This is a genomic window from Bradyrhizobium sp. U531 (genome assembly GCF_051710265.1).
Lineage (GTDB): Bacteria > Pseudomonadota > Alphaproteobacteria > Rhizobiales > Xanthobacteraceae > Bradyrhizobium.
The window spans coordinates 387387-411359 of sequence record NZ_JASVEN010000002.1; the positions used below are offsets into that span (position 1 = coordinate 387387).

23 protein-coding genes and 1 tRNA gene are annotated in these 23973 nt (G+C 64.9%); 10 read left to right on the forward strand and 14 right to left on the reverse strand.

The features are described from left to right. Positions 1-16: 16 nt before the first annotated feature. From lptB to QRQ56_RS13705, 6 genes are all read right to left on the reverse strand, one after another. Positions 17-1039 (reverse strand): LPS export ABC transporter ATP-binding protein, encoded by a 1023-nt coding sequence (lptB, locus tag QRQ56_RS13680; RefSeq protein ID WP_438740686.1) that lies wholly within the window; start codon positions 1037-1039, stop codon positions 17-19. A 222-nt stretch (positions 1040-1261) separates the two neighbouring features. Beyond that, a complete protein-coding gene (locus QRQ56_RS13685) occupies positions 1262-1996 on the reverse strand; it encodes an LptA/OstA family protein (RefSeq protein ID WP_438740687.1) in 735 nt (244 codons plus the stop codon). Continuing rightward, a complete protein-coding gene (gene lptC / locus QRQ56_RS13690) occupies positions 1993-2721 on the reverse strand; it encodes an LPS export ABC transporter periplasmic protein LptC (RefSeq protein ID WP_438740688.1) in 729 nt (242 codons plus the stop codon). The genes QRQ56_RS13685 and lptC overlap by 4 nt, the downstream gene beginning before the upstream one ends. Before the next feature lie 186 nt (positions 2722-2907). Continuing rightward, positions 2908-3522: a ribonuclease D gene (locus tag QRQ56_RS13695; RefSeq protein ID WP_438740690.1), complete on the reverse strand. Its 615-nt coding sequence runs from the start codon at positions 3520-3522 to the stop codon at positions 2908-2910. Positions 3523-3626: 104 nt separating this feature from the next. Beyond that, entirely contained in the window at positions 3627-4949 is a 1323-nt protein-coding gene (locus QRQ56_RS13700) for a UbiA family prenyltransferase (RefSeq protein ID WP_438740691.1), read from the reverse strand. A gap of 376 nt (positions 4950-5325) precedes the next feature. Then, positions 5326-7173: a beta strand repeat-containing protein gene (locus QRQ56_RS13705; RefSeq protein WP_438740693.1), complete on the reverse strand. Its 1848-nt coding sequence runs from the start codon at positions 7171-7173 to the stop codon at positions 5326-5328. Positions 7174-7297: 124 nt separating this feature from the next. Between QRQ56_RS13705 and QRQ56_RS13710 the strand changes: the two genes are divergently transcribed. Next, a complete protein-coding gene (locus tag QRQ56_RS13710; protein ID WP_438740694.1) occupies positions 7298-8569 on the forward strand; it encodes an MFS transporter in 1272 nt (423 codons plus the stop codon). 116 nt (positions 8570-8685) lie between these two features. Here QRQ56_RS13710 and QRQ56_RS13715 read toward each other — a convergent pair. Next, positions 8686-8772, reverse strand: a tRNA-Leu gene (locus QRQ56_RS13715). Between the two features lie 156 nt (positions 8773-8928). Between QRQ56_RS13715 and QRQ56_RS13720 the strand changes: the two genes are divergently transcribed. Then, positions 8929-9894: a complex I NDUFA9 subunit family protein gene (locus QRQ56_RS13720; protein ID WP_438740695.1), complete on the forward strand. Its 966-nt coding sequence runs from the start codon at positions 8929-8931 to the stop codon at positions 9892-9894. Between the two features lie 140 nt (positions 9895-10034). Here QRQ56_RS13720 and QRQ56_RS13725 read toward each other — a convergent pair whose 3' ends face one another. From QRQ56_RS13725 to QRQ56_RS13735, 3 genes are all read right to left on the reverse strand, one after another. Then, on the reverse strand, positions 10035-10775 hold the full coding sequence (locus QRQ56_RS13725; RefSeq protein WP_438740697.1) for an SDR family oxidoreductase: 741 nt from the start codon (positions 10773-10775) through the stop codon (positions 10035-10037). A gap of 3 nt (positions 10776-10778) precedes the next feature. After that, the gene (locus tag QRQ56_RS13730; RefSeq protein ID WP_438740698.1) at positions 10779-12104 is read right to left on the reverse strand and encodes an FAD-binding oxidoreductase; all 1326 of its coding nucleotides are present in this window, start codon (positions 12102-12104) and stop codon (positions 10779-10781) included. 218 nt (positions 12105-12322) lie between these two features. Beyond that, the gene (locus QRQ56_RS13735) at positions 12323-13129 is read right to left on the reverse strand and encodes an undecaprenyl-diphosphate phosphatase (protein ID WP_438740699.1); all 807 of its coding nucleotides are present in this window, start codon (positions 13127-13129) and stop codon (positions 12323-12325) included. Between the two features lie 169 nt (positions 13130-13298). Here QRQ56_RS13735 and QRQ56_RS13740 point away from each other — a divergent pair, with 169 nt between their 5' ends. The 3 genes from QRQ56_RS13740 (at position 13299) to QRQ56_RS13750 (ending at position 16142) form a co-directional block, all read left to right on the forward strand. Next, positions 13299-13991 (forward strand): glutathione S-transferase family protein, encoded by a 693-nt coding sequence (locus QRQ56_RS13740; RefSeq protein ID WP_438740701.1) that lies wholly within the window; start codon positions 13299-13301, stop codon positions 13989-13991. Then, positions 13940-15115, forward strand: a complete 1176-nt coding sequence (gene queG, locus QRQ56_RS13745) for a tRNA epoxyqueuosine(34) reductase QueG (RefSeq protein WP_438740703.1) — start codon at positions 13940-13942, stop codon at positions 15113-15115. Before QRQ56_RS13740 ends, queG begins: the two co-directional genes overlap by 52 nt. A 238-nt stretch (positions 15116-15353) precedes the next feature. Then, positions 15354-16142, forward strand: coding sequence for an acyl-CoA thioesterase domain-containing protein (locus QRQ56_RS13750; protein ID WP_438740705.1), 789 nt, complete (start codon positions 15354-15356; stop codon positions 16140-16142). Positions 16143-16202: 60 nt separating this feature from the next. Here the strand turns inward: QRQ56_RS13750 and QRQ56_RS13755 are convergent, their stop codons facing one another. Both QRQ56_RS13755 and QRQ56_RS13760 read right to left on the reverse strand, forming a co-directional pair. After that, positions 16203-16670, reverse strand: coding sequence for a nuclear transport factor 2 family protein (locus QRQ56_RS13755; RefSeq protein ID WP_438740707.1), 468 nt, complete (start codon positions 16668-16670; stop codon positions 16203-16205). Between the two features lie 158 nt (positions 16671-16828). Then, on the reverse strand, positions 16829-17638 hold the full coding sequence (locus QRQ56_RS13760) for an alpha/beta hydrolase (RefSeq protein ID WP_438740709.1): 810 nt from the start codon (positions 17636-17638) through the stop codon (positions 16829-16831). Between the two features lie 251 nt (positions 17639-17889). On the opposite strand from QRQ56_RS13760, the gene infC reads away from it, so the two are divergent. Further along, positions 17890-18429, forward strand: coding sequence for a translation initiation factor IF-3 (gene infC / locus QRQ56_RS13765; protein ID WP_438741466.1), 540 nt, complete (start codon positions 17890-17892; stop codon positions 18427-18429). A gap of 138 nt (positions 18430-18567) precedes the next feature. On the opposite strand, the gene QRQ56_RS13770 is transcribed toward infC, so the two are convergent. Further along, positions 18568-18972: a hypothetical protein gene (locus tag QRQ56_RS13770; RefSeq protein ID WP_438740710.1), complete on the reverse strand. Its 405-nt coding sequence runs from the start codon at positions 18970-18972 to the stop codon at positions 18568-18570. 273 nt (positions 18973-19245) lie between these two features. On the opposite strand from QRQ56_RS13770, the gene rpmI reads away from it, so the two are divergent. Together rpmI and rplT are read left to right on the forward strand one after the other, a co-directional pair. Beyond that, on the forward strand, positions 19246-19446 hold the full coding sequence (rpmI, locus tag QRQ56_RS13775) for a 50S ribosomal protein L35 (RefSeq protein WP_129270305.1): 201 nt from the start codon (positions 19246-19248) through the stop codon (positions 19444-19446). Between the two features lie 90 nt (positions 19447-19536). Further along, complete coding sequence (rplT, locus tag QRQ56_RS13780) at positions 19537-19896, forward strand: 50S ribosomal protein L20 (protein WP_220012688.1); 360 nt, start codon at positions 19537-19539, stop codon at positions 19894-19896. Positions 19897-19904: 8 nt separating this feature from the next. Here rplT and QRQ56_RS13785 read toward each other — a convergent pair whose 3' ends face one another. After that, positions 19905-20327, reverse strand: coding sequence for a hypothetical protein (locus tag QRQ56_RS13785; protein WP_438740712.1), 423 nt, complete (start codon positions 20325-20327; stop codon positions 19905-19907). Between the two features lie 149 nt (positions 20328-20476). Between QRQ56_RS13785 and pheS the strand changes: the two genes are divergently transcribed. Next, on the forward strand, positions 20477-21559 hold the full coding sequence (gene pheS, locus QRQ56_RS13790; RefSeq protein WP_438740714.1) for a phenylalanine--tRNA ligase subunit alpha: 1083 nt from the start codon (positions 20477-20479) through the stop codon (positions 21557-21559). Continuing rightward, on the forward strand, positions 21556-23964 hold the full coding sequence (gene pheT, locus QRQ56_RS13795; RefSeq protein WP_438740715.1) for a phenylalanine--tRNA ligase subunit beta: 2409 nt from the start codon (positions 21556-21558) through the stop codon (positions 23962-23964). The genes pheS and pheT overlap by 4 nt, the downstream gene beginning before the upstream one ends. Positions 23965-23973: the final 9 nt, after the last annotated feature.

Sequence of the window (23973 nt, forward strand, 5' to 3'; positions counted from 1 at the left end):
GAATGGGAAAAAAGGGCTAGAGGCGGAATTCCTCGCCAAGGTAAAGGCGGCGGACATCCGGATCAGCGACGATCTCGTCCGGCGTCCCCTCGGTCAGAATTTCACCGGCATAGACGATATAAGCGCGATCGGTGAGGCCGAGCGTCTCGCGCACATTGTGGTCGGTGATGAGCACGCCGATGCCGCGATTGGTGAGATGGCGGACGAGGTCCTGGATGTCGCCGACCGCGATCGGATCAATGCCGGCGAAGGGTTCGTCGAGCAGCATATAGTTCGGACGCGTCGCCAGAGCGCGCGCGATCTCGACGCGGCGGCGCTCGCCGCCCGACAGCGCGATCGACGGCGATTTGCGCAGGCGGGTGATGTTGAACTCGTCGAGCAGCGAATCGAGCTGCTCCTCGCGCTTCTTGCGCGAGGGCTCCACCACTTCGAGCACGGCGCGGATGTTCTGCTCGACGGTGAGGCCGCGGAAGATCGAGGCTTCCTGCGGCAGATAGCCGATCCCGAGCCGCGCGCGCTGATACATCGGCAGCTTGGTGACGTCGTGACCGTCGAGCTCGATCGCGCCGCGATCGGCCTTGATCAGGCCGGTGATCATGTAGAACACGGTGGTCTTGCCGGCGCCGTTCGGACCGAGCAGGCCGACCGCTTCGCCGCGGCGCACATAGATGCTGACCCCGCGCACCACCCGGCGGCTGCCATAGGCCTTTTCCACGCTATGCACAGCCAGGAAGCCCGGCCGCCGCAGGAGCTGAGGGCCGGCGTCGCCATTGGCCTTGGCGGCGCCCCTCAGGGGATGAGCGGCCTGCGGACGCGGCGCCTCCGCCTGATAATCAGCCTGGTAGTCGCCCTGATAGTCTCCCTGGAACTGATCGGGCGCGGGCATCGCCTGGTCACGGGACATCGGCGACGCGTCCCTGATCGGGCTCGGCACGAGCCCGCCGACGCCGTCACCGAGCGCGGTGATGTCCTGACGCGCAAATCCTGGCCGGCCGCGCTTGGCGGGGCGCCGACGGAACATGCTGAAGAGATCGACCATCCCCGCCTTCTAGCCTTTCGCGACGATCTTGCGCGCATTCGCGCGATCTGCCGCCCCGGCCTTTCGATGAGCCGATGCAGCATGAGTGAAGGGATGTCTCATGCCCAGTGAAACACGCCCGAAAAGCGGCGGATCCCGCTTCGATAGCCCTGCGCGCTAGATACAGTCTCGCCGGCCAAGCTTCAACCTCGGTTCGGGCGCATCAAGCCCAAGCCGTTGAATTTACTTTGGTTTACTTGCACCAGGCAACTGCAAAGGCGCCGCCCCGCCGGGCTTGCCCGACCCGCAATCATTGCCGGAGCCCTGCGGCAGCAAGACCTGAACCCGGCCGCTATCCGATTCCACCCGCGACACGCCGGTCGTCATGTCGACCTTCAGCCGATCGCCACGCATCACGTTCTTGCACTGCGTCATCACCACCTGGCCCGCGCCGCCGCCGAACATGGTGATGAGATTGGTCCTGGTGTCGAACACGGCGGTTTCACCGGTCACCACCTGGTCCTTCTGGGTGACCACGACGTTGCCGTGCGCCTCCAGCCGCTTGATCGAGGAGCTGCCGCCCGGCCCCGGCTGGGCCGACTGAATCGGCGCGGTCGATTTTGCGCTCTTTGCCGCCGGTTGCTGCGGTGTCGCCGGCTTGTCGCCGCCGCCGGACTCGTAGAACACCACCAGGGTTTTCGAGGTCATGGTGGTGTCGCCCTGGATGACCTTCACATTGCCGGAGAAGGTCGCCTCCTTCTTCTTGTCGCGCATCTCGAGCGAGGCCGCTTCGATCTGGATCGGCTGGTCGCGGTTCTGCGAAAAGCCCTGCATCGCGTTGGGCACGCCCTGCGTGGTGCTCTGCGCAATGGCCGCACCCGTGGCGGCCAGCGCAATGCCGACGGCAAGTGCGGCCGCGCATACGATGGCGCACCGCTTGTCCTCGCTGCGCGAAAAGATCCTGGTCATGAAAATCATCTTGAGTTGGAAGATTTGTTCTGAGGCGTACGCGTCTTCACGGGCGGCGCAGGCTCGACCGGCGCAGGCTGCGCCGCGGCGGGCTCGTCCAGCTTGTCCAGATGCATCACCACATTGCCTTCGAAACGGATGACGTCGCCGCCTTCGGTGATGCGCAATTTGTCCGCGGTCAGCGTGCCGTTGGTCAGCTTGACGTCGACACGCTCGTCCGAGGAGACCGTGCCCTTGTTCATGTCGACGAAGGCGGAATTCAGCCGCGCCTCGTAGCCGGTGGAGGTGCGCAGGAAGATGTCCTTGTGCAGATCGAGTTGCTGCTGCTTGTTGTCGAAGCGGCCGGTGCGAGCATCGAGGAACATGGTGGATTGATCCTCCATCAGCACCTTCGCGCGCAAATCGTTGAGATCGACATGATCGGGGTCGGTGATGTCCTGCGTCGCGGTCTTGGCCCAGAGCTCGTAGGGCCGCTGATCCGGGGTGAAGCCGGACAGATGCGGCGATTCCATCGTGATCTTGGTGCCCGACACCACCATGTTCTCGACGGTGAGCGGCAGCTCCGGAATCCTGAACTTGTTGAAGAACGCGATGTAGATGATCACGGCCATGGCCACGACCACCATCGCCGGAACCGAGACCCTGAGAATCCGCACCAGGCGGCTGTGGCGCGCCGCGCTGGCAAACTTCGCCGCAAGCGCGGCGTCGTAGGTGGGATTGTAGGCCGAATTCACCTGAACTCCTGAGGTGTCACTCGCCAGGCCGGGTCGAGACGCATTCCATTGTACCCGCTACGGCCCCAACATGCAGCCATGGCACATAAGCCTTGGGCATATCAGGCTTGGGCATCAGGCTTGGACAGGCCGCACGAAAGTGTCCGAAACGGGGCGCAGCCCGAAGTCTAACCGGCGGGCCAGGGCTCAGGAATGCGCGAAAATGTCCTCTTCCTCCCAGCCCTGGAGGTCGAGCAGGCAGCGGGTCGGCAGGAAATCGAAACAGGCTTTCGCGAGCGCGGTGCGGCCTTCCCGGACCAGCATGGCATCGAGCCGTTCGCGCAAGGCATGCAGGTGCAGCACGTCCGAGGCGGCGTAGGCGAGCTGCGGCTCGGTCAGGCTGTCGGAACCCCAGTCGCTGGACTGCTGCTGCTTGGACAGGTCGACATTGAGCACCTCGCGCACGAGGTCTTTCAGGCCGTGGCGGTCGGTGTAGGTGCGGATCAGGCGCGAGGCAATCTTGGTGCAATAAATCGGCCCGGTCATGACGCCGAAGGTCTGGTACAGCACCGCCACGTCAAACCGCGCAAAGTGGAAGATCTTCGTGAGGGCGGGATTGGCCAGCAGCGCCTTCAGGTTCGGCGCGTCGGTGTGGCCCTTGGAGATCTGCACGACGTCGGCGCTGCCGTCGCCCGGCGAGAGCTGCACGACGCAGAGCCGGTCACGGTGCGGGTTGAGCCCCATGGTCTCGGTGTCGATCGCAACCGCTCCGGTGTAGCGGGACAGGTCGGGCAGGTCGCCGCGGTGCAGGCGTACGGTCATGGCGTTTCAAAACCTCGGGTCGAATCGGTGCGTCGGCACAATAGCGAATTCGGAATGCCCGCGATGTAGCCATTGCCGGCGGGCCGCGCAAGCGCGGGGTTCGGTCAGATCGCCGCCAGCATGATGCAGATCATCGCCGCGACCGTGACGCGGCTCGGGCCGTCGCGGAAGGCGTAGAGAATGGGATCGTCGGGCATCTCGCGGCGATGCGCCATCATCAGCGCGCGGCCGAACCAGTACAGCAGCAGCGGGGTGAGCAGCCACAGCATCCAGGGGCGGCTGTAGAGCGGCGTCACCGCGGTCGAGGAGACGTAGAGCGAGAACACGGTCACCGCGTTCATCGCGCTCGCCGCCGCCATCGCGCCGATGACGTGCAGATCGGTGATCCTGTAATCGCGGTTGGAGGGATCGGCGAGGCCGGCGCTTTCGCGCATGCTGAGCTCGCTGAAGCGCTTGATCAGCGCGAGCGACGTGAACACGAACAGCGAGAAGATCAGCAGCCATTCCGACAGCACCACGCCGACGCCGACCGCGCCCGCAACGATGCGCAGCGTATAGAGCCCGGCGAGCGTGACGATGTCGACCAGCATCTTGCGCTTGAGGGCGAGCGAATAGGCGATCGTGGTGGCGAGATAGCCGCCGAGCACGCCGAGGAACAGCGGCGAGATGCAGAGACCGGCTGCGACCGCGAACAGCCACAGCACAGGGATCGCCGCCAGCGCCGAGGAGATCGGCAGATCGCCGGCCGCGAGCGCACGATGGCGCTTGGTCGGATGCTGCCGGTCCGCGGCGAGATCCAGCAGATCGTTCATCAGATAAGCGCCGGACGCACAGGCCGAAAACGCCAGGAACGCCAGCAGGGCGGAGCCGAGAGAGGCAAGGTTCAACTGATGCGCGGTGATGACGGGCACGAACACCAGCGTGTTCTTGGCGTATTGATAGACGCGCAGCGCCTTCGCCCAGGTCCTGAAGCTCGCACGATTGCTGCCGCGCGCGCCGACACGCGCGACGGAGGCGCGATCGAAGGGAAGGTCGCCTGCGGCGAGATCCGCCGGCGCGACCACGCCGTCGAAGCCGAGATGCGCGGCGATGCCAGCGGCATGACCGGCGAAGCGGCCCGCGACGAGATAGATCTTCTCGCCCCGCGCCCGCGCCGCCAGCGCCTGGTTCAGGACGTCGGACTCGTAGGGCAGATGGGCGTAGTCGATCTCGGCCTTCGCCAGGATGTCGGTGAGCGCCGCCATGCCCGGTCGTCCGCCCGCGCCGAAGCGCGCCAGCATGCGGCCGGGGCTGGAGAACAGCGCCTCCATCAAAAGCTCGGACCGTAGCAGGCCGCCTTCAAGATCGATGAGAAGCGTCCGCGCCGCCGCCGGGCTCGCCGACGGGGTCGATGCGCTAAAATCGTATTGCCGGGCAGGCTGCTCCATCCGAGAACGCTCTTACTAGCCGCCAATGACCGGCATCGGGCCGGGGAGCAGGGACAGGGATGGCCGCGAGCCTAGGGGGCATTCGCTAAGGGCGGCTTAATCGGCCGGAGCGCTGCGAAAGCCGGGACGTGCGCGCTACCTGGGCTCGAAGAAAATACTAGTATTATCAGTGAGATGAGGACGCGACGGCGCTCCCAGCCCTCACGGTGACTTCTTCAGTGCCGGCGCGGCAGGGGCCGACCGGGCTTGCGGTTGCGCGCCTGCCGCGTCGGGCGTCTTCCGCAGAGCCCACGCGCTGTCGCTGCCGCTCGTCAGCAGCAGCACCAATGCCATCAAGCGCGCGCGATCCATTGCATCGAATTGCCAAAGCCCGCCATCACCAGCCGACGCGCATTCCGACGCGGCCGCCCAATCCGCCGCCATTGGTGCCGTAGGTCAGGCCGCCGCTGGCCTGCACATTCTCGCTGACGCGCATCGCCGCGCTCATGGAGAGCGCATTGGTGTTCTGGAAGGTGCCCCAGTTCATGCTCATCGCGATCTTTTCGGACGGCATCAGCCATGGCGAGCCGGACATCGCAAAGGCCATCGCGACACCGTTGATCGCCCTGCCGGTCCTGCCGTCGATCTCGTTGAGGCGGGCATTCATGCCTGCGAGCTGGCTGTTGATGTTTGCGATGTCTCCGGAGCCCGCCAGCCCGAGCGCGCTGAGCGAGGTCGCCGCAAGATTGCCGGCCGCGTCCGTGGTGACGAGCTGCGTCGGTCCTGATTGCGCGGCCGTGCTCGCGGCCGAGGTGACGCCTGTCATCGTGTAGGTATTGCTCGCGGTGCCCAAGACCTGCTGGTTCGCGCGCGTCGCAGTGGCGCCATTGCCGATCGCGGTGGCGTTCGCGAACGTTGCCGACGCGCCATTGCCGAACGCCGACGAGTTCGCGCCGGTGGCGTTGGAGCCGTTGCCCACCGCGGTGTTCGCGACGCCGTTTCCGCTCGCATTGGCGCCGGTTCCGATGGCCGTGTTGAAGCTGCCGGTGCCGCTGGCATTGGATTGTGCACCGTTCGCGATATTCCTCGAATTGGCGCCGTTGGCCTTCGCCAGATAGCCGGTCGCCGCGTTGGAGCTGTTGGCGCCATACGCGATGGCGGCGTTGCCGCTGGCGACGTTATAGCTTCCGGACCCGCTCGCGTCGCTATTCACGCCGGTCGCGATATTGAAGCTGGCGTCGCCGGTCGCGTTGGAATTGGGGCCGGTCGCGATGTTGGCGCTGCCGTTGCCGTAGGCGTTGGCGTTGGTCCCCGTCGCGGTGTTGGAGCTGGCGTCGCCGTAAGCCCTGGCGACAAACCCGGTCGCAACATTTCTGCTGTTGTTGCCGGAGGCATTGGAACTGCGCCCGGTCGCAACGTTCCTGCTGTTGTCTCCGTTGGCCAGGGCGGTGAGCCCGGACGCGAGATTACCACTGTTGTTGCCGCTGGCGTTGGCTCCGGCGCCGGTCGCGATATTGTTGCTGTTGTCACCGCCGGCTTGCGCGTTGTTTCCGGACGCCATGTTTTTGCTGGTGTCACCGCTGGCGATGGCTCCCGCTCCGGTCGCGCTGTTGAAGCTGTTGTTGCCGCTGGCGTTGGCATTGTTGCCCGTCGCAATATTGGAGCTGCTTTGGCCGCTGGCATTGGCGGAACCGACGGCAATATTGCTGCTGGCATTTCCGTCAGCGTAAGCGCCGCTCCCGATCGCGGAGTTGTTGCTGCCCGCACCCGGAGCAGAGGCGGAGGGCCCGCAGGCAAAATTGCCTCCAGAGCCGGCCGCACTGGCGCCTTGCTCGGACGCAGCGCCATCCACGCACACGAACTGCGCCCACGCTTTCGGCGCGCCCGCGCAGCTCGCGATCGCGGCCAAGAGAGCTGTTGCAAAGAGCGCGGCAACTCGCGCTTGCGATGGCATGGTCATGTTCATCCCCCGTATTCCAAACCCGCGACCCGCAGGCGGACACTGGAAGAATGAAGACCGTCGCCACTTCCAACCTCCGTCCACCACGGCATCAACGCGATTGACGCTTGTGCGACAGTCAGAGCATGCAGGTCCTGGCTTTGGGAAGGCTTTCGGGGCGTATTGGCCAGCGCGGCATTGCGTCCCCCCATGGATATGGGGGTAGAAGTGTGTTCCCGGTTTCTCAGTCCGCGCACGCCCCTTGCGAAGAGGCCGGACGGCTCGTCGGCTGCCGGGCTGTTGCAAGGATCCCACAACGCGCCCCTAGCTTCACGTTTCGACGGAAAGCATTGCCGTGCGCCCCGTGAAAATCGTGGCGGCCCACCCTATCTGCCAATTTCCCTCGCCCCTCAGCACGAATCAGGTGCCCATGACCGAACAGACGCTCGCCGCGCCGATCGACGCTCCATCGGAACGCCAGCGCGGCTTCTCGCGCTACCAGGTGCTCCTGATCGCGCTGCTGGCGTTCACGCAGTTCACGATCATCCTCGACTTCATCATCATGTCGCCGCTCGGCGCCATCCTGATGCCCGCGCTCGACATCACGGCCACGCAATTCGGCGTCGCGGTGTCGGCCTACGCGTTCAGTGCCGGACTGTCGGGCATCCTCGCCGCCGGCTTTGCCGATCGCTTCGACCGCAAGCGGATCCTGCTGTTCTTCTATGTCGGCTTCACGCTCGGCACGATGCTGTGCGCCGCCGCGCCGAACTATCATGTGCTGCTGATGGGCCGGATCGTGACCGGCCTGTTCGGCGGCGTGATCGGCTCGATCGTGCTCGCCATCATCACCGATCTGTTTCCGCTGCACATGCGCGGCCGCGTGATGGGATTCATCCAGACCGCGTTCGCCGCGAGCCAGGTGCTCGGCATTCCCGCAGGCCTGTTTCTCGCCAATCACTGGAGCTGGCACGTCTGCTTCATCGCGATCGTCATCGTGTCGATCGTCGCGATCGCCGTCATCGCTTTCGCGATGGAGCCGGTCGATGCGCATCTGAAGCTGAAGCAGGACAAGAACCCGTTCCACCATCTGGTCGCGACCGTCTCAGAGACGCGCTATACGCTGGCCTTCGCGGTCACGACCTTGCTGGCGACCGGCGGATACATGCTGATGCCGTTCTCCAGCGCCTTCACCGTGCACAATCTCGGCATCGACATCACGCATCTGCCGACGATCTATCTCGTCTCGGGCCTGTTCAGCATCGTGACGGGGCCGTTGGTCGGCCGGGCCAGCGACGCATTCGGCAAATACCCGACCTTCGTGTTCGGCTGCGTGATGACCGTTATCATGGTGCTGATCTACACCCATCTCGGCCACGTCTCGCTCACCACCGCGATCACCGTCAACGTGCTGATGTTCGTCGGCATCTTCTCGCGCATGATCCCGTCGCAGGCGCTGATCTCGGCGATCCCCGACCCCACCCAGCGCGGCTCGTTCAGCGCGGTCAGCGCCTCACTGCAGCAACTCTCCGGCGGGCTCGGCTCGGTGCTCGCCGCAGCCATCGTCGCGCAGGGCCCGGACGGCGCGCTGCTGCATTTCGAATGGATCGGCTACGTCGTCGTCACCACGACGATCGTCACGCTGGTGATGATGTATTTCGTGCAGAAGGGCGTGGCGGAGCGGGCGGGGAAGCGGGTGGTGTGAGGGGGCAGCCGGTTTCGGTACCCAAAACAGGCTCTCGTCGCAGCGGTACCGGGATCACAGTCCGGCTAGCTCCAGCGATTGGAAGCAGTCTTATTTGGGGGACAAATCCCACCAAATGGTGCCCAGGAAAGGACTCGAACCTTCACGGCCGTTAAGCCACTGGCACCTGAAGCCAGCGCGTCTACCAATTCCACCACCTGGGCATGCCGTTTGGGGCACGGAGGCGGTTACTACGGTTCGGTGACGCCGTTGTCAATTCATGCTTGAGGCCGGGTTCGGGATGCCGATTGCGCGGCGCAATGCGGCCCGATACAAGCCTGACAAGACGCACTCTTTTCCGCAGGATATGGACCCCTCCCATGGCATCGAATCTGGAAACTCTCGTCACGGTTTTCGGCGGATCGGGCTTTTTGGGCCGCAGCGTGGTCCGCGCCCTGTGCAAGCGGGATTACCGGGTCCGGGTCGCGGTCCGGCGGCCGGAACTGGCCGGCTTCCTCCAGCCGCTCGGCCGGGTCGGGCAGGTCCATACCGTGCAGGCGAATCTGCGCTATCCGGCCTCGGTCGAGGCGGCGCTGCGTGATTCGCATGTCGTGATCAACTTGGTCGGCATCCTCGCCGAGGGTGGCGAGCAGACCTTCGACGCCGTCCAGGCGAAGGGGGCCGAGACGGTCGCCAAGGCGGCGGCTGCGGTAGGCGCCCGCCTGGTGCATGTCTCGGCGATCGGTGCCGATGCCGAATCGCCGTCCCGCTACGCCAGGGCCAAGGCGGCCGGCGAAGCCGCAGTATCGGCTGCGGTGCCCTCGGCCACCATTTTCCGGCCCTCCGTGATGTTCGGCCCCGAGGACCAGTTCACCAACCGCTTCGCCGCGCTGGCCCGGATGTCGCCGGTGCTGCCGCTGATCGGCGGCGAGACCAAGCTGCAGCCGGTCTATGTCGGCGACGTCGCCACAGCGATCGCGGACGCCGTGGACGGCAAGGCCAAGGCGGGCGCGACCTACGAGCTCGGCGGTGCGGAAGTGCTGACCATGCGCGAGATCATCGAGGCCATCCTCGAGATTACCGACCGCGAGCGGATGCTGGTACCGCTGCCGTTCGGCCTCGCCCGCTTCAAGGCCGCCTTCCTGCAATTCGCGCCGGGCGCGTTCAAGCTGACGCCGGACCAGGTCACGCTGCTCGAGCGCGACAATGTGGTGTCGGACGCGGCGAAGGCCGCCGGCCTGACGCTGGAAGGGCTCGGCATCTCACCCGATTCGCTGGAAGCGATCGCCCCGCAATATCTCTGGCGTTTTCGCGCGGCGGGTCAGTTCCAGCGCATGGGCGTTTGAGACTTTCATCTCCGCCGTCATGGCCGGGCTTGACCCGGCCATCCACGTCTTCTTCGCCTGACATCAAGAACGTGGATGCCCGGCACAAGGCCGGGCATGACGAGTTCGCGGGGCGAGCGACCAGACTGCCGCGGCGACCCTCAAAACTTCAGCTTCTTGAACACCGCTTCCGGCAGCGCCTTGATGATCAGCATCACGAGGCGCCATTTGCCGCTGACATAGACGACATCCGTTTTCTTCTCGACAGCGGCAAGGATGGCATCGCCGACCACCGGCGCCTCGACGGTGAGCGGTCCGATCAGCTTCATGCCTTCCGTCATCTTGGTGCGGACGAAGCCGGGCTTGACGGTGACCACATGCACGCCGCCGCGGCTGGCGCGGGCGCGCAGGCCCGACAGGAAGGCCGAGAAGCCGGCCTTGGCCGAGCCGTAGACGTAGTTCGAGGCGCGGCCGCGATCGCCGGCGACCGACGACACGCCGACGATCGTGCCGCTGCCGCGCGCCAGAAATTTGTCCGCGAACAGGCCGAGGATCAGCGCGGGCCCTTCGTAGTTCGAACGCATGATTGCAGTGGCATGGGCGAGATCGCTTTCGGCGTTTTGCTGCTGGCCGAGCAGGCCGACGATCGAGATGACGACATCGGGCAACGCGGGAAGGCCGGCGGCGAAGCCCTCGAACGAGGCGGTGTCGAGCACATCGAATGGATGGAGGCCGACCGCGACGTCGTAACGCGCGCGCAGATCGGCGGCATCTGGCTCCAGCGCGGCGACGTCGCGGCCGGCGAGCCCGACATCATATCCCGCCTTGGCAAAGGCGCGCGCCGCGGCGCGGCCAATATCGGAGGAGCCACCGAGCACGAGAACGGACTTGCTTGACGTCACGAGCTAGACCTCATCAAACAGACGCTGTGAAAGTTTTGAGCGGATGACCCCATTGGGATCGAGCGACTTGCGGATCGCCTTGAAGCGCGACAGCGCGGGATAGCCGGCTTCGAACGTCGCGCGCGACTGGCGCGCGTCCTTGGCGAGATACAGCCGTCCGCCGGCGCCAACGACCAGACGATCGATCTCGTCGAGAAAATTCAGGATGTCGCCCTTCACCGGGAAATCCAGCGCCAGCGTGTAGCCCGGCAGCGGGAACGACAAGATGCCGTCGCCCTGGCCGAGCTTCTTGAGCACGGCGAGAAAGGAGGCGTCGCCGCGCCGCGCGACGCGATCGAGGATCTCACCGAGCACGGCACGCGCGTTCGCTTCCGGAATCACGCATTGATGCTGGAGGAAGCCGCGCTTGCCATAGATGCGATTCCAGTCACCGATGCTGTCGAGCGGAAAGAAATACGGATAGAGCGACACGACATGGCTGCCGCCGGCGCGGCGCGCGCCCATGCGGTAGTAGAGCTCGTTGAAGGCGCGGACGCTGGTGCGGTTCAGCGCCATCGAGGGCAGGTCGACCGGCACGCTGAGACTGGAATTCCTGCCGGCCGGGAACACGTCGGCGCCTCCCGCCAGTTCGTCCCTGCCCGCGTGCTCGCCCAGATAGATCAGCGAACGACCGAGATCGCGTCCTCGCGCCACGCAGTCGATCCAGGCCACCGAATAGGTCGCGGCATTGCTCGCCTCGAGTGCGCGCATCGCGGCATCGAGATCTGACGCGGAGATCACGCGCTCGCGGATCCACCCGGTCTCGACCTTGCGCAGCCGCATCGTGGCTTCGAGGATGATGCCGGTCAGTCCCATGCCGCCGACGGTCGCAAAGAACGCGTCGGCGTTCTGCTCGCGCGAGACCTCGATCACCTCGCCCGCTCCGGTGCGCAGCAGCAGGCTGTCGACGTAGCGCCCGAAACCGCCTTCGCCATGATGGTTCTTGCCGTGCACGTCCGCCGCGATGGCGCCGCCGACCGAGACGAAGCGCGTGCCGGGCACGACGAACGGCAGGAAGCCGCGGGGGCCGAAAGTGTCGATCAAATCCGACAGGAGAACGCCGGCTTCCAGGCGGATGCGGCCGGTGGCCGGATCGAACGACCGGACCCGGTCGAAGCCGGTCATCCCGACCGTCCTGACGGCGCCGATCGCGGCATCGCCATAGGCGCGGCCGCTGCCACGCGCGACGGTGCCGGCCGAGACAGCCTCGCCGACCGCCGCAAACGAGCGCGGGCGCAGCACATCGCTATCGACGACCGGGAAACGCCCCCAGCCGCTGACGAGGGTCATGGATTCGGCTCCTGTGCCGGGCGCGCGCCGCCCGGCGTCGGAAACTGCCTACCGATCAAAAGCTTATTTTACGTTGAGGTGCGGCGGCGAGTTCCGGAGAAGTTAACGGCGTACACCTGCGTAGCCCGGATGGAGCGCAGCGTAATCCGGGATCGTGCCACAAGCGACGTCCGCCCCGGATTGCGCTTCGCTCCATCCGGGCTACGAAGCGCCAACGGCTACCGCCCGAGCGCCAGCGCGATCAGGCCGAGCGTGCCGACGATGACGCGCCACCAGGCGAATACCACGAAGCCGTGCCGGGTGACGTATTCCAGGAACGTCTTGACCACGATGATCGCGGTAATGAACGACACCACGAAGCCGATCGCGACGATGTTCATGTGATCCATCGTCATCTCGGAGCGGTTCTTGTAGAAATCGTAAGCGAACGCACCGATCATGGTGGGAATGGCGAGGAAGAACGAGAATTCCGCCGCCGCGCGCTTGTCCGCCCCCAGCAGCATGGCAGCGACGATGCTGGCGCCGGAACGCGACACGCCCGGGATCATGGCGACGCATTGCGCGATGCCGATATAGAGATACATCAGCAGCGGAAATTTGGTGGCATCGTGCTCGCGCGGCTTGAGATCGAGCTTGTCGATCCAGAGCAGAATGGCGCCGCCGACGATCAGCGTGAAGCACACGACCCACGGATTGAACAGCACGCTCTTGATGTATTTGCCGGCGACGAGACCGACGACCACGGCCGGCAGGAACGCCACCAGCACGCCGATCACGAAGCGGCGCGAATAGGTGTCGCCCGTGAAGAAGCCGATGACGACCTCCCAGAGCTTCCTGAAATACAGTCCGACGATCGCGAGGATCGCGCCGAGCTGGATCAGAACCGTAAACGAATCCCAGAAGGCGCCTTCGCCGAGGTGGAAGAAGCGCTCCGCGAGCAGCAGATGGCCGGTCGAGGATACGGGAAGGAACTCGGTCACACCCTCGATGATGCCGAGGATCACTGCCCGTATTGCATCTGACATATTTACGGTCCATTTCGGCTGGAAAAGCGGGGTTCTTCTCGCCTATTCGCCTCCATGCCGCAATCGCAAAATGCGAAATCACGCCCTTGCTTCGCGGTTTTGAAGGACTAGTGTGGCGCCGCACAAACATTGATGGATTCTTAAGCACCATCACATAGTCAAAGGCTTCATGTTTACGCTGTTTCATCATCCGTTCTGTCCGCATTCGCGATTCATCCGCCTGATCGCGGGCGAATACGGGCTCGACCTGAAGCTGGTCGAAGAGCGCAGCTGGGAACGGCGCGAGGCATTTCTGCTGCTCAATGCGGCCGGCGCGACGCCTGTTCTGGTGGACGACGAGCAGCCTCCGATCCCCGGCGCGGCGATCATCGCCGAATATGTCGACGAGGCCTATGGCACCGAGATGGGACCCAAGCGCCTGATGCCGGAGACGATCTCCGAGCGCGTCGAAGTGCGCCGGCTGATGGCCTGGTTCAATGAGAAGTTCTTCGAGGAAGTCTCGCATCCTCTCGTCACCGAGCGCATCTACAAGCGCTTCATGAGCGAGGAGGACGGCGGGGGCGCGCCTTCCGCCGACGTGATGCGCGCCGCCAAGGCCAATGTGCGCTATCATCTGGCCTATATCGGCTGGCTGGCGCAGACGCGTAACTTCCTCGCCGGCGACCGGCTCACTTACGCGGATCTCGCCGCCGCGGCGCATCTCTCGGCGATCGACTATCTGGGCGACGTGCCATGGAGCGAGGACGACGCGGCAAAGGCGTGGTACGCGCGGGTGAAATCCCGCCCGTCGTTCCGTCCGCTGCTGAGCGAATGGCTGGCCGGCGTGCCGGCGTCGCGGACCTACGTGGACCTGGATTTCTGAGCTCCGATCCGACTGAACTGAAGATCGCGCTTGAACGCGAAGCGCGCGCGCTCGGCTTCGACTGTGTCGGCATCACCGCGCCAGGCACGATCGAGCGCGCCGGACAACACTTTCTCGAATTCATCGCCTCGGGCGGCCATGGCGATATGGACTGGCTCGCGAACCAGCCGGAGCGTCGCGTCGACCCACGCGGGCTGTGGAGCGACGTGCGCAGCGTCATCATGCTCGGCGTCAACTACGGTCCGGACCAGGATCCGCTTGCCGTTCTCGAGCAGCGCACGCGCGCGGCGATCTCGGTCTATGCGCAGGGCGACGACTATCACGACCTCATCAAGAAGCGGCTGAAGGCGCTGGCGCGCTGGCTGGTGTCAACCGCGCCGTCGGACGTGAAAGTGTTCGTCGACACCGCAGCCGTGATGGAGAAGCCGCTGGCGCAGACCGCCGGTCTCGGCTGGCAGGGCAAGCACACCAATCTCGTCTCGCGCGAATTCGGCTCATGGCTGTTTCTCGGCGCGATCTACACCACGCTGGAATTGCCGCGCGACGAGGCCGAGATCGATCATTGCGGCTCGTGCCAGGCCTGTCTCGACATCTGCCCGACCTCGGCGTTTTCCGCGCCCTACAGGCTCGATGCGCGGCGTTGCATTTCTTATCTCACCATCGAGAACAAGGGACCGATCCCGCGCGAATTCCGCAAAGCCATCGGCAACCGCATCTACGGCTGCGACGATTGTCTCGCGGCATGCCCCTGGAACAAGTTCGCGCAGGAGGGGCGCGAGGCGAAGCTTGCCGCACGTGACGAATTGCGCGCGCCGGGTCTTGCGGAGCTCGCACGGCTCGATGATGCCGCATTCCGTGCGCTGTTCACGAAGTCGCCGGTGAAGCGCATCGGCCGCGACCGCTTCCTGCGCAATGTGCTGATTGCGATCGGCAATTCGGGCGAAGCCACGCTGGCGGAAGAAGCGCGGCGATTGCTGCATGATGCGAGCCCGCTGGTGCGCGGGGCGGCGGTGTGGGCGCTGGGGCAATTGGTGGAGCGGCAGGCGTTTCAAGAGATGAAGGCTGCCGTGCTGGACGGCGAGCGCGACGACGGCGTGCGCGAGGAGTGGCGCGCTGTTTCCTAACCCACCGCTGTCATTCCCCGCCTAGTGCGCAATTGCGCACGGGGGCGGGGAATCCAGTACGCCGCAGCCTCTCGATCAAACCCCTGCCGTCTCGGAGTTCTGGATCGCCCGCCTTCGCGGGCGATGACAGCGGAGTATAGGCAGCGCACTCCGTCCCTGACTCTCACGCCTCCTCGCCGCAAGCACCGCACTTGATTTCCCGGCGCGTTTCTTCAATCTCTCGCGCATGACAACAAACATGCCTTTCTTCACCCGCGCCGGCGAGACATTCCACCCGACGGAAGTCGCCAACGGTCCCTGGGATCCGACATCGCTGCACGGACGCGTCATCGTCGGTCTGCTCGGCTTTGCCATCGAGGAGCGTCATTCCGGGCCTGAATTCGTGCCGGCGCGGCTCACCGTCGACATGTTTCGGTTGCCCACCATCGACAAGCCGATCGAGGTGACGACGCGGCTCGTGCGCGATGGTCTGCGCATCCGCGTGGTCGAGGCGGAATTCGTCTCCGGCGGCGTCAGCATGGCGCGCGCCTCGTGCCAGCTGCTGCGCAAGACGCAAAACCCCGATGGCAATGTCTGGTCGCCGCCGAATTGGGACGTGCCGAAGCCGGATGACATTCCAAAACCCACCGATCCCAGGCTCGGCATGAACGGCAAATGGACGACGCGCCCCATTGTCGGACATATGGGCGCGCTCGGCCCGCGCCGGCTCTGGATGAGCGAGGTGCGTGAGCTCGTCGCGGGCGTGCCGATGACGCCGTTCGTGCATGTCGCCGCGGGTGCGGATTTCGCCAGCCCGTTCGCCAATGCCGGCGACAAGGGGCTCGGCTACATCAACAGCGACGTCACGATCTATCTGCATCGCCTGCCGGTGACGAAGTGGATCGGCTTCGACGTGATGAACCATCAGGCCACCGACGGCGTCGCGATCGGCGAATGCTGGCTTTATGACGAACAAGGCCCGATCGGCACCGCCACGGTCGCAGCGCTGGCACAGCGCAAGCCGATGACGAAAGTGCCGCCGCCGTAGCCTCCGGTCATTCCGGGGCACGAGCCAATTGGCGCGCCCCGGAATGACGGGAGGAGAAGCTCAGGCCAGATGCCGCTTCATCTCCGGTCGCGCCTTCAGCTCGGCGCCCTGCTTGGCGACGATCTTGGCAATCCGTTCCGGTGCGAATTTCAGATCGACGAATGCCGGCGCGGTGTTGGCCACCTCGTGATAGCCAGCGATCTTGCCCTCGCGTAGCGTCATGATCGCGACGCCCTCGAACATCGCCCGTGCACCATTCGCTTCGGGCAGCGTCGATTTGTAGCTGAAAGTGTAGCGTGCATAGAGCGTGGTGCCGTCGGTGACGGGGTCATGCATGTCCCAGCGGAAATCGGTCGCCGTGCGATAGAACCAGTCGTCGATCATCGCGGCGATCTTCTCGCGGCCTGCGAAGGCGCCGTAGAAGACGTCGTGATAGACGCCGTCCTCGGTGAATAACTCGGCAAACGCACGGCCATTGCGCTGCTCGACGGCGTCGCAGAAGGCGCGCAGCATCGCGGTGGTCGTCATGGGTGTGTCTCCTTCTTCGTCATGCCCCGCGCAGGCGGGGCATCCAGTACGCCGCGGCCCATCGGCTCAATCACGACCGCTGGTGGAATACTGGATCGTCCGCCCCAGCGCGCAATTGCGCACAGGGCGGACGATGACACGGAATTCCGAGCAACACTTCACCCGATCTCCGCGACCGCGGCAAGAATGCGCGCGATGTCTTGCGGGCGGGAGAGGCGGTGATCGCCGTCCTGGATCATGGTCAGCACGACATCGTCGGCCGGCAGGCGATGCGTCAGCGCGAAGGCGTGCTGCCAGGGCACGTCGGGGTCCTGCGCGCCTTGCAGGATGCGGACCGGGCAGCCGAGATCGATGGCGCTGCCGAGCACGAGGTGGTTGCGCCCCTCCTCGATCAGGTTCCGCGTGATCGGATAGGGCGAGCCGTCGCCATACTCCGACGGGCGCAGCCAAAACCCCTTGGTCTCGATCTCCTGCTTCACCGCGGCCGAAAAATTCTTCCACATCAGCTCTTCGGTGAAATCGGGCGCCGGCGCGATCAGCACGAGGCCCGCCAGCGATCCCTTGAATCCCTTGGCCTGTTGTCCTTCTTGTCGCTTTCTGATCTCGCGCGCCAGCAGCAACGCCATCCAGCCGCCCATGGACGAGCCGATCAGGACCTGCGGACCGTCGCAGAAGCGTTCGAAGACCGCGACGCTGTCCGCGAGCCAGCTGCCGATGGTCCCATTGGCGAAATCGCCCCCGGATTCGCCGTGGCCGGAATAATCGAACCGGACGACGGCGCGGCCGTGATCCCGGGCCCAGCCGTCCAGCGCCACGGCCTTGCCGCCCTGCATGTCCGACTTGAATCCGCCCAGCCAGACCAGGCCGGGGCCCTCCCCGGCGCGGTGACGCACCGCTATCCGGCGTCTGGACGGGCCTTCGCCCACGTCGATGAAGTCGAGCACGGCTTCGGGAATGGCATCGGTCATGGAACGTTTACTCTGTCTGTGCGGTTTGAGCTGTCCGGGGTGCCCGCTGGGACGCGTCCAGATGCGGCATTGGCCCTTTGGGACGCTTGCGGAACAGGGGCAAGGTGTCTATGTCGGGCAACGTGTCGGTGGGCGTGACCGAAATGCCTCGCATTTGAGGGTTTTTCACCTTCTGCACGAGCGAATTGCTTGCCGGCAAAGCTATCTTCCTTCAAAATAGCCGCTTCTTTCACAACTTTGGAGAACCACCCATTCGCCGTCCTAATAAAGCTCCGCCCGCTGCCAACAAAGACGGGCCGCGCATCAATGACGACATTCGCAATGCGCAGATCCAGCTGATCGACGCGGCCGGTGACAACAAAGGCACCGTCGAGACGGTCATGGCAATCCGCATGGCTCAGGAAGCCGGCATGGATCTGGTCGAGATCTCGCCGAACGTCAGTCCTCCGGTCTGCAAGATCATGGACTACGGCAAGTACAAGTATTCCGCGCAGAAGAAAGCCGCCGAAGCCCGCAAGCGGCAGAAGACCGTCGAGATCAAGGAGATCAAGCTCCGCCCGATGATCGACGACCACGATTACGACGTGAAGATGCGCGCGATGCAGCGGTTCTTCGAAGAAGGCGACAAGGTCAAGATCACGCTGCGCTATCGCGGCCGCGAAATGGCGCACCAGGAGATCGGCACCAAGCTTCTGGACAAGGTCAAGAGCGACGTCGCCGAGTTCGCCAAGGTCGAGCAGGATGCGCGCTTCGAAGGCCGCCAGGTCGTCATGGTGCTGGCGCCGCGCTGATACCGCTCATTAGGACTTGAGAATGCAACGGCCCGTCCGGATCTCCGGCGGGCCGTTTTGTTTTGGGCGAGATTGCACCGCGCGCGCTGCTGCACCTCCCCGCAAGCGGGAGAGGGAGCATACCGTCCGTGCCGCGAGCTACGTCCGCGTTGCCTGCCAGGTGCCGCTGCACTGATCGCCGGAAATGACACCCCGCCAGGAGCCGGTGCCGTTGACGCCGGCAAGCCGGCCGCCGCCGCTGGCATGGGACGCGCCGACCGAGACCTGGACCGCGACGGCGCCGCCGCGATTGATCTTGCCGGAGACCCGGCCACCGCCAGCCGACGAGACCCGGCTGCCGGTCACGGTAAAGGGGACGCTGTAGCCGGAGCTGCAATTGCCCCGGGTGGTGGCGAAGGTGACGTTCCAGATGCCGTCATAGCCGGCGCCGCGGGCGTCGGCCGTCGACGGCAGGGCCGCCGTGGCGAGCACGGCGAATAGCGCCAGATGGCGCGGGCGGGCGAAATCGGTCAAAAACAAAAGCGATCGGGTAAAATGAGCCATTTTGATCCTGCTCCAGGCGACAAACTTGGACATGAGGGCGTCAATTCCGAATAGTCGCCGCGCCGGTTCCACCGGTTCATCGTTGCCAATTGGCTCGTCCTCTGCCATAAGCCCAACCTTCATCGCCCGGCTGATTAAGGGCTGCCGTGGCGGTGTTTCGTGCGGGTTTCGCGCTTGTTCGTAGAAACCTGAGCACAATCAACGCTCTAACGAGCATTTTTGACGGCCATGCCGCCCTCGCGGGCGGATTTCTTTGGCCATTAGGAGAGCAAAATGCCCAAGCTGAAGACCAAATCGGGCGCCAAAAAGCGCTTCAAGGTGACTGCCACCGGCAAAGTGTTGTTTGCTCATCGCAGCAAGCGTCACGGCATGATCAAGCGGACGAAGAAGCAGATCCGTCAGCTGCGCGGCACCGCGGTGCTGTTCAAGACCGACGGCGACAACGTCAAGAAGTACTTCTTGCCGAACGCCTGATCGCATCCAGCGATCGTCCAAGATCATTGCCCGCTCCGCCGCGTCTTTCGCGGCGATCCGAAAACAAGTCATCTCTGAAGGATATTCGTCATGGCACGCGTCAAACGCGGTGTGACCGCCCACGCCAAGCACAAGAAAGTCTACAAGGCCGCCAAGGGCTTCTACGGCCGCCGCAAGAACACCATCCGCGCCGCCAAGCCGGCCGTGGAAAAGGCCCAGCAGTATGCGTTCCGTGATCGCAAGCGCAAGAAGCGGACCTTCCGCGCGCTCTGGATCCAGCGCATCAACGCTGCCGTCCGTCCGTTCGGCCTGACCTACAGCCGCTTCATCGACGGCATGGCCAAGTCCGGGATCACCGTGGACCGCAAGGTGCTGTCGGACCTCGCGATCAGCGAGCCCGCGGCGTTCCAGGCGATCGCCGAGAAGGCCAAAGCCGCTCTCGCCGCCTGAGACTTGCGCTAGCGGGCTTTCGAGCCCGCAGCCTTCAAAGCTTGTCGCGAGTATCGCTGGGCGGCTTCCGCCCGGCAGAAGGCTGTTGCCGAAATATACATGGTGCCGGACTTGTTCCGGTACTTGCGATCGCAAGCCTGCAGCTCGCTCTGATAGCTGGCCTTCTGCGCGGGCTGCGCCTGGCCGATAAAATCGGCCTCGCACCTCTTCGTCGCCACTTCACCGAGCTGCACGTCACCGCTGGCACCGAAGGCGCAAGCCTCGAACAGCGTCATGGCACGATCACAGCTCGGCGCCGCCTTCAGAACCGCGACGATGTCGTCCATCGACATCGATTTGGCCGGGCATTCCTCGGCGGCGTAGGCCACGCTTCCCAAAACGCTTCCCGACAGAAGCAGCGCCAGACCGGCCAGGCCGGACCTCGAAAGCATCGCAAAAGTCTCCTCTTATCCCGTTGGTGCCGGGCCCCCGCGCGAGGTTCAACCCAGCCGTTCAGAGCCCGAAATGACCGGCTTTTCGCTTGACGTTACGCCCTTCTGGCGGCGACAACCCAGCCGAATTTAGAGCCAAGGATTTGACCGTGTCCGACCTCGCAACGCTCGAAACATCCATCCTCGACCAGATCGCCGCTGCCGGCGACGAAGCCGCGCTCGAAGCGGTGCGCGTCGCCGCGCTCGGCAAGAAGGGCTCGATCTCCGCCCTCCTCGCCACGCTCGGCAAGATGTCGCCCGACGAACGCAAGACGCAAGGCGCGGCGATCAACCAGGCCAAGGACAAGGTCACCGCGGCGCTCGGTGCACGGCGCGACGTGCTGAAGTCGGCGGCGCTCGATGCGCGGCTTGCTTCGGAAACCGTCGATGTCACCTTGCCGCTGCGCGATGCACCGGCGGAAGCCGGCCGCATCCACCCGCTGAGCCAGGTCTGGGACGAGCTGACCACGATCTTCGCCGACATGGGATTCTCGGTCGCCGAAGGCCCCGACATCGAGACCGACGATTACAACTTCACCAAGCTGAACTTCCCGGAAGGCCATCCGGCGCGCGAGATGCACGACACGTTCTTCTTCCATCCGAAGGAGGACGGCTCGCGCATGCTGCTGCGAACCCACACTTCGCCGGTGCAGGTGCGCACCATGCTGAGTCAGAAGCCGCCGATCCGCGTGATCTGCCCGGGCCGCACCTACCGTATCGATTCGGACGCAACCCACACGCCGCAATTCCACCAGGTCGAAGGCCTCGTCATCGACAAGCATTCGCACCTCGGCCACCTCAAATGGATCCTGCACGAGTTCTGCAAGGCGTTCTTCGAGGTCGACCACATCAACATGCGCTTCCGCCCCTCGTTCTTCCCGTTCACCGAGCCGTCGCTGGAAGTCGATATCCAGTGCCGCCGCGACAAGGGCGAGATCCGTTTCGGCGAGGGTGAGGACTGGCTGGAGATTCTCGGCTGCGGCATGGTGCATCCGAACGTGCTGCGCGCCTGCGGCATCGATCCCGACGAGTACCAGGGTTTTGCCTGGGGCATGGGCATCGACCGCATCGCCATGTTGAAATACGGCATCGCCGACCTCCGCCAGCTGTTCGAAAACGACGTCCGCTGGCTGAACCATTACGGCTTCAAGCCGCTCGAAGTGCCAACGCTTGCCGGAGGGCTGAGCTCGTGAAATTCACCCTCTCCTGGCTGAAGGATCATCTCGAGACCGACGAGCCGCTCGACAAGCTCGCCGAGAAGCTCACCATGATCGGGCTCGAAGTCGAGAACATCGAGGACAAGGCGAAGGCGCTCAAGCCCTTCACCATTGCGAAGGTGATCTCCGCCGAGCAGCATCCGAACGCCGATCGCCTGCGCGTCTGCATGGTCGACACCGGTGACGGTGGCGCGCCGGTGCAGGTCGTGTGCGGGGCGCCGAATGCGCGTGCGGGACTCGTCAGCGTGTTCTCGCCGCCCGGCACCTACATTCCCGGCAAGGACATCACGCTCGGCATAGGCACCATCCGCGGCGTCGAGAGTCGCGGCATGCTGTGCTCGGCCGCCGAGCTGCAGATCTCCAACGATCATGACGGCATCATGGAGCTGCCGGCGGATGCGCCTGTCGGCGCCGGCTACGCCGAATGGGCCGCGCTCGGCGATCCCGTGATCGAGATCAATTTGACGCCGAACCGGCAGGACTGCACCGGCGTGCACGGCATCGCGCGCGATCTCGCCGCCGCCGACATGGGCAAGTTCAAGGACCCGACCATCAAGCCGATCAAGGGCGAATTCCCCTGTCCCGTGAAGGTCACGGTCGAGGACGCAACCCTCTGTCCGGGCTTCGCGCTCCGCCTCGTGCGCGGCGTCAAGAACGGCCCGTCGCCGGAATGGCTGCAGAAACGCCTGACCGCGATCGGTCTGCGCCCGATCAACGCGCTGGTCGACATCACCAACTTCATGACTTACGACCGCGCGCGCCCGCTGCACGTGTTCGACGCGAAGAAGGTGAAGGGCAATCTCGTCGTGCGCCGCGCGCGCGACGGCGAGACGCTGCTGGCGCTCGACGGCCGCACCTACAATCTCGATCCCGCGACTTGCGTGATCGCGGACGAGCACGGCGTCGAATCGCTCGCCGGCATCATGGGCGGCGAGGCCTCGGGCTGCGACGAGAATACCACCGACGTGCTGATCGAATCGGCGCTGTGGAACGAGATCAACATCGCCCAGACCGGCCGCAAGCTCGGCATCAACTCCGACGCGCGCTACCGTTTCGAGCGCGGCGTCGATCCCGCCTTCATGGTGCCCGGGCTCGAGCTCGCGACCAGGCTGGTGATGGAGATGTGCGGTGGCACGCCGTCCGAGAACGTCGTCGTCGGCAAATCCTTCGGCGACGACCGCGTCATCGAATTCCCGGTCACCGAGGTCAAGCGCCTCTCCGGCATCGAGGTGCCGCAGCCCGAGATGAAGCGCATCCTGAGCCATCTCGGCTTCATGATGGCCGGTCCCGGCCCGGTCGTGAAGGTCGCGGTGCCGTCCTGGCGCTCCGACGTGCACGGCAAGGCCGACATCGTCGAGGAAGTCGTCCGCATCTACGGCGTCGACAAGGTGCCGATGACGCCGTTCGAGCGCGGCGACGACGCGCGCAAGCCCGTGCTGACCCCGCTACAGCTTCGCACCCGCCGCGCACGGCGCGCGCTGGCGAGCCGCGGCATCACCGAAGCCGTGACCTGGTCGTTCATTACCAAGACCGCGGCGGAACTATTCGGTGGCGGCCAGCGCGAGCTCGAAGTGGCGAACCCGATCGCGTCCGACCTCTCCGACATGCGCCCGACGCTGCTCGCGGGACTGATCGCGGCGGCTCAAGCCAACGCCAATCGCGGCGTGAGCGACGTTGCGCTGTTCGAGGTCGGCCAGGTTTTCAAGGGCGATCGCCCGCAGGACCAGTTCATGGCGGCGAGCGGCGTGCGTCATGGCTTTGCGTCGTCCGAAGGTCTCGGCCGACACTGGACCGGCTCGGCGCAGGCCGATGTGTTCGACGCCAAGGCGGATGCATTGGCGGTGCTGGCAGCGGCCGGCGCGCCAATGCAGGCGCTGCAGATCGTCGCGGGCGGCCCGAAATGGCTGCATCCCGGGCGCTCCGGCACGATCCAGATCGGACCGCAGAACGTGCTCGGCTATTTCGGCGAGGTGCATCCCCGCGCGCTCGAGGCGCTCGGCGCCGACGGCCCGCTCGTCGTGTTCGAGGTGATCCTCGATCGCATCCCCGAGGCCAAGAAGAAGCCGACTCGCGCAAAATCAGTGATCGAGCTGTCCGCGTTCCAGCCCGTGTCACGCGACTTTGCCTTCATCGTCGACCGTACCGTCAAGGCGGCGGACATCGTGCGCGCCGCGCAGGGTGTCGACAAGAAGCTGATCACCGGCGTGAATGTCTTCGACGTCTACGAAGGCAAGGGCATCGACGACGGCAAGAAGTCGATCGCAGTCGCGGTCACGCTCCAGCCGCGCGAAAAGACCCTGACCGACCAGGAGATCGAGGCCGTCGCGGCCAAGATCGTCGCGGAGGTCGCGAAGAAGACCGGCGGCACGCTGAGAGCGTGATGCTCCGGA

Excerpts from the sequence above, each read along its gene's own strand:
- QRQ56_RS13685 (WP_438740687.1), bottom strand. The coding sequence starts at position 1,996 with ATGATTTTCATGACCAGGATCTTTTCGCGCAGCGAGGACAAGCGGTGC.
- QRQ56_RS13710 (WP_438740694.1), top strand. The coding sequence starts at position 7,298 with ATGACCGAACAGACGCTCGCCGCGCCGATCGACGCTCCATCGGAACGC.
- QRQ56_RS13735 (WP_438740699.1), bottom strand. The coding sequence starts at position 13,129 with ATGTCAGATGCAATACGGGCAGTGATCCTCGGCATCATCGAGGGTGTG.
- QRQ56_RS13755 (WP_438740707.1), bottom strand. The coding sequence starts at position 16,670 with ATGACGACCACCGCGATGCTGCGCGCCTTCTGCGACGCCGTCGAGCAG.
- QRQ56_RS13760 (WP_438740709.1), bottom strand. The coding sequence starts at position 17,638 with ATGACCGATGCCATTCCCGAAGCCGTGCTCGACTTCATCGACGTGGGC.
- rpmI (WP_129270305.1), top strand. The coding sequence starts at position 19,246 with ATGCCCAAGCTGAAGACCAAATCGGGCGCCAAAAAGCGCTTCAAGGTG.
- QRQ56_RS13720 (WP_438740695.1), top strand. The coding sequence starts at position 8,929 with ATGGCATCGAATCTGGAAACTCTCGTCACGGTTTTCGGCGGATCGGGC.
- lptB (WP_438740686.1), bottom strand. The coding sequence starts at position 1,039 with ATGGTCGATCTCTTCAGCATGTTCCGTCGGCGCCCCGCCAAGCGCGGC.
- rplT (WP_220012688.1), top strand. The coding sequence starts at position 19,537 with ATGGCACGCGTCAAACGCGGTGTGACCGCCCACGCCAAGCACAAGAAA.
- QRQ56_RS13695 (WP_438740690.1), bottom strand. The coding sequence starts at position 3,522 with ATGACCGTACGCCTGCACCGCGGCGACCTGCCCGACCTGTCCCGCTAC.
- QRQ56_RS13730 (WP_438740698.1), bottom strand. The coding sequence starts at position 12,104 with ATGACCCTCGTCAGCGGCTGGGGGCGTTTCCCGGTCGTCGATAGCGAT.
- QRQ56_RS13770 (WP_438740710.1), bottom strand. The coding sequence starts at position 18,972 with ATGGCTCATTTTACCCGATCGCTTTTGTTTTTGACCGATTTCGCCCGC.
- queG (WP_438740703.1), top strand. The coding sequence starts at position 13,940 with ATGGCTGGCCGGCGTGCCGGCGTCGCGGACCTACGTGGACCTGGATTT.
- QRQ56_RS13740 (WP_438740701.1), top strand. The coding sequence starts at position 13,299 with ATGTTTACGCTGTTTCATCATCCGTTCTGTCCGCATTCGCGATTCATC.
- QRQ56_RS13785 (WP_438740712.1), bottom strand. The coding sequence starts at position 20,327 with ATGCTTTCGAGGTCCGGCCTGGCCGGTCTGGCGCTGCTTCTGTCGGGA.
- QRQ56_RS13700 (WP_438740691.1), bottom strand. The coding sequence starts at position 4,949 with ATGGAGCAGCCTGCCCGGCAATACGATTTTAGCGCATCGACCCCGTCG.
- QRQ56_RS13750 (WP_438740705.1), top strand. The coding sequence starts at position 15,354 with ATGCCTTTCTTCACCCGCGCCGGCGAGACATTCCACCCGACGGAAGTC.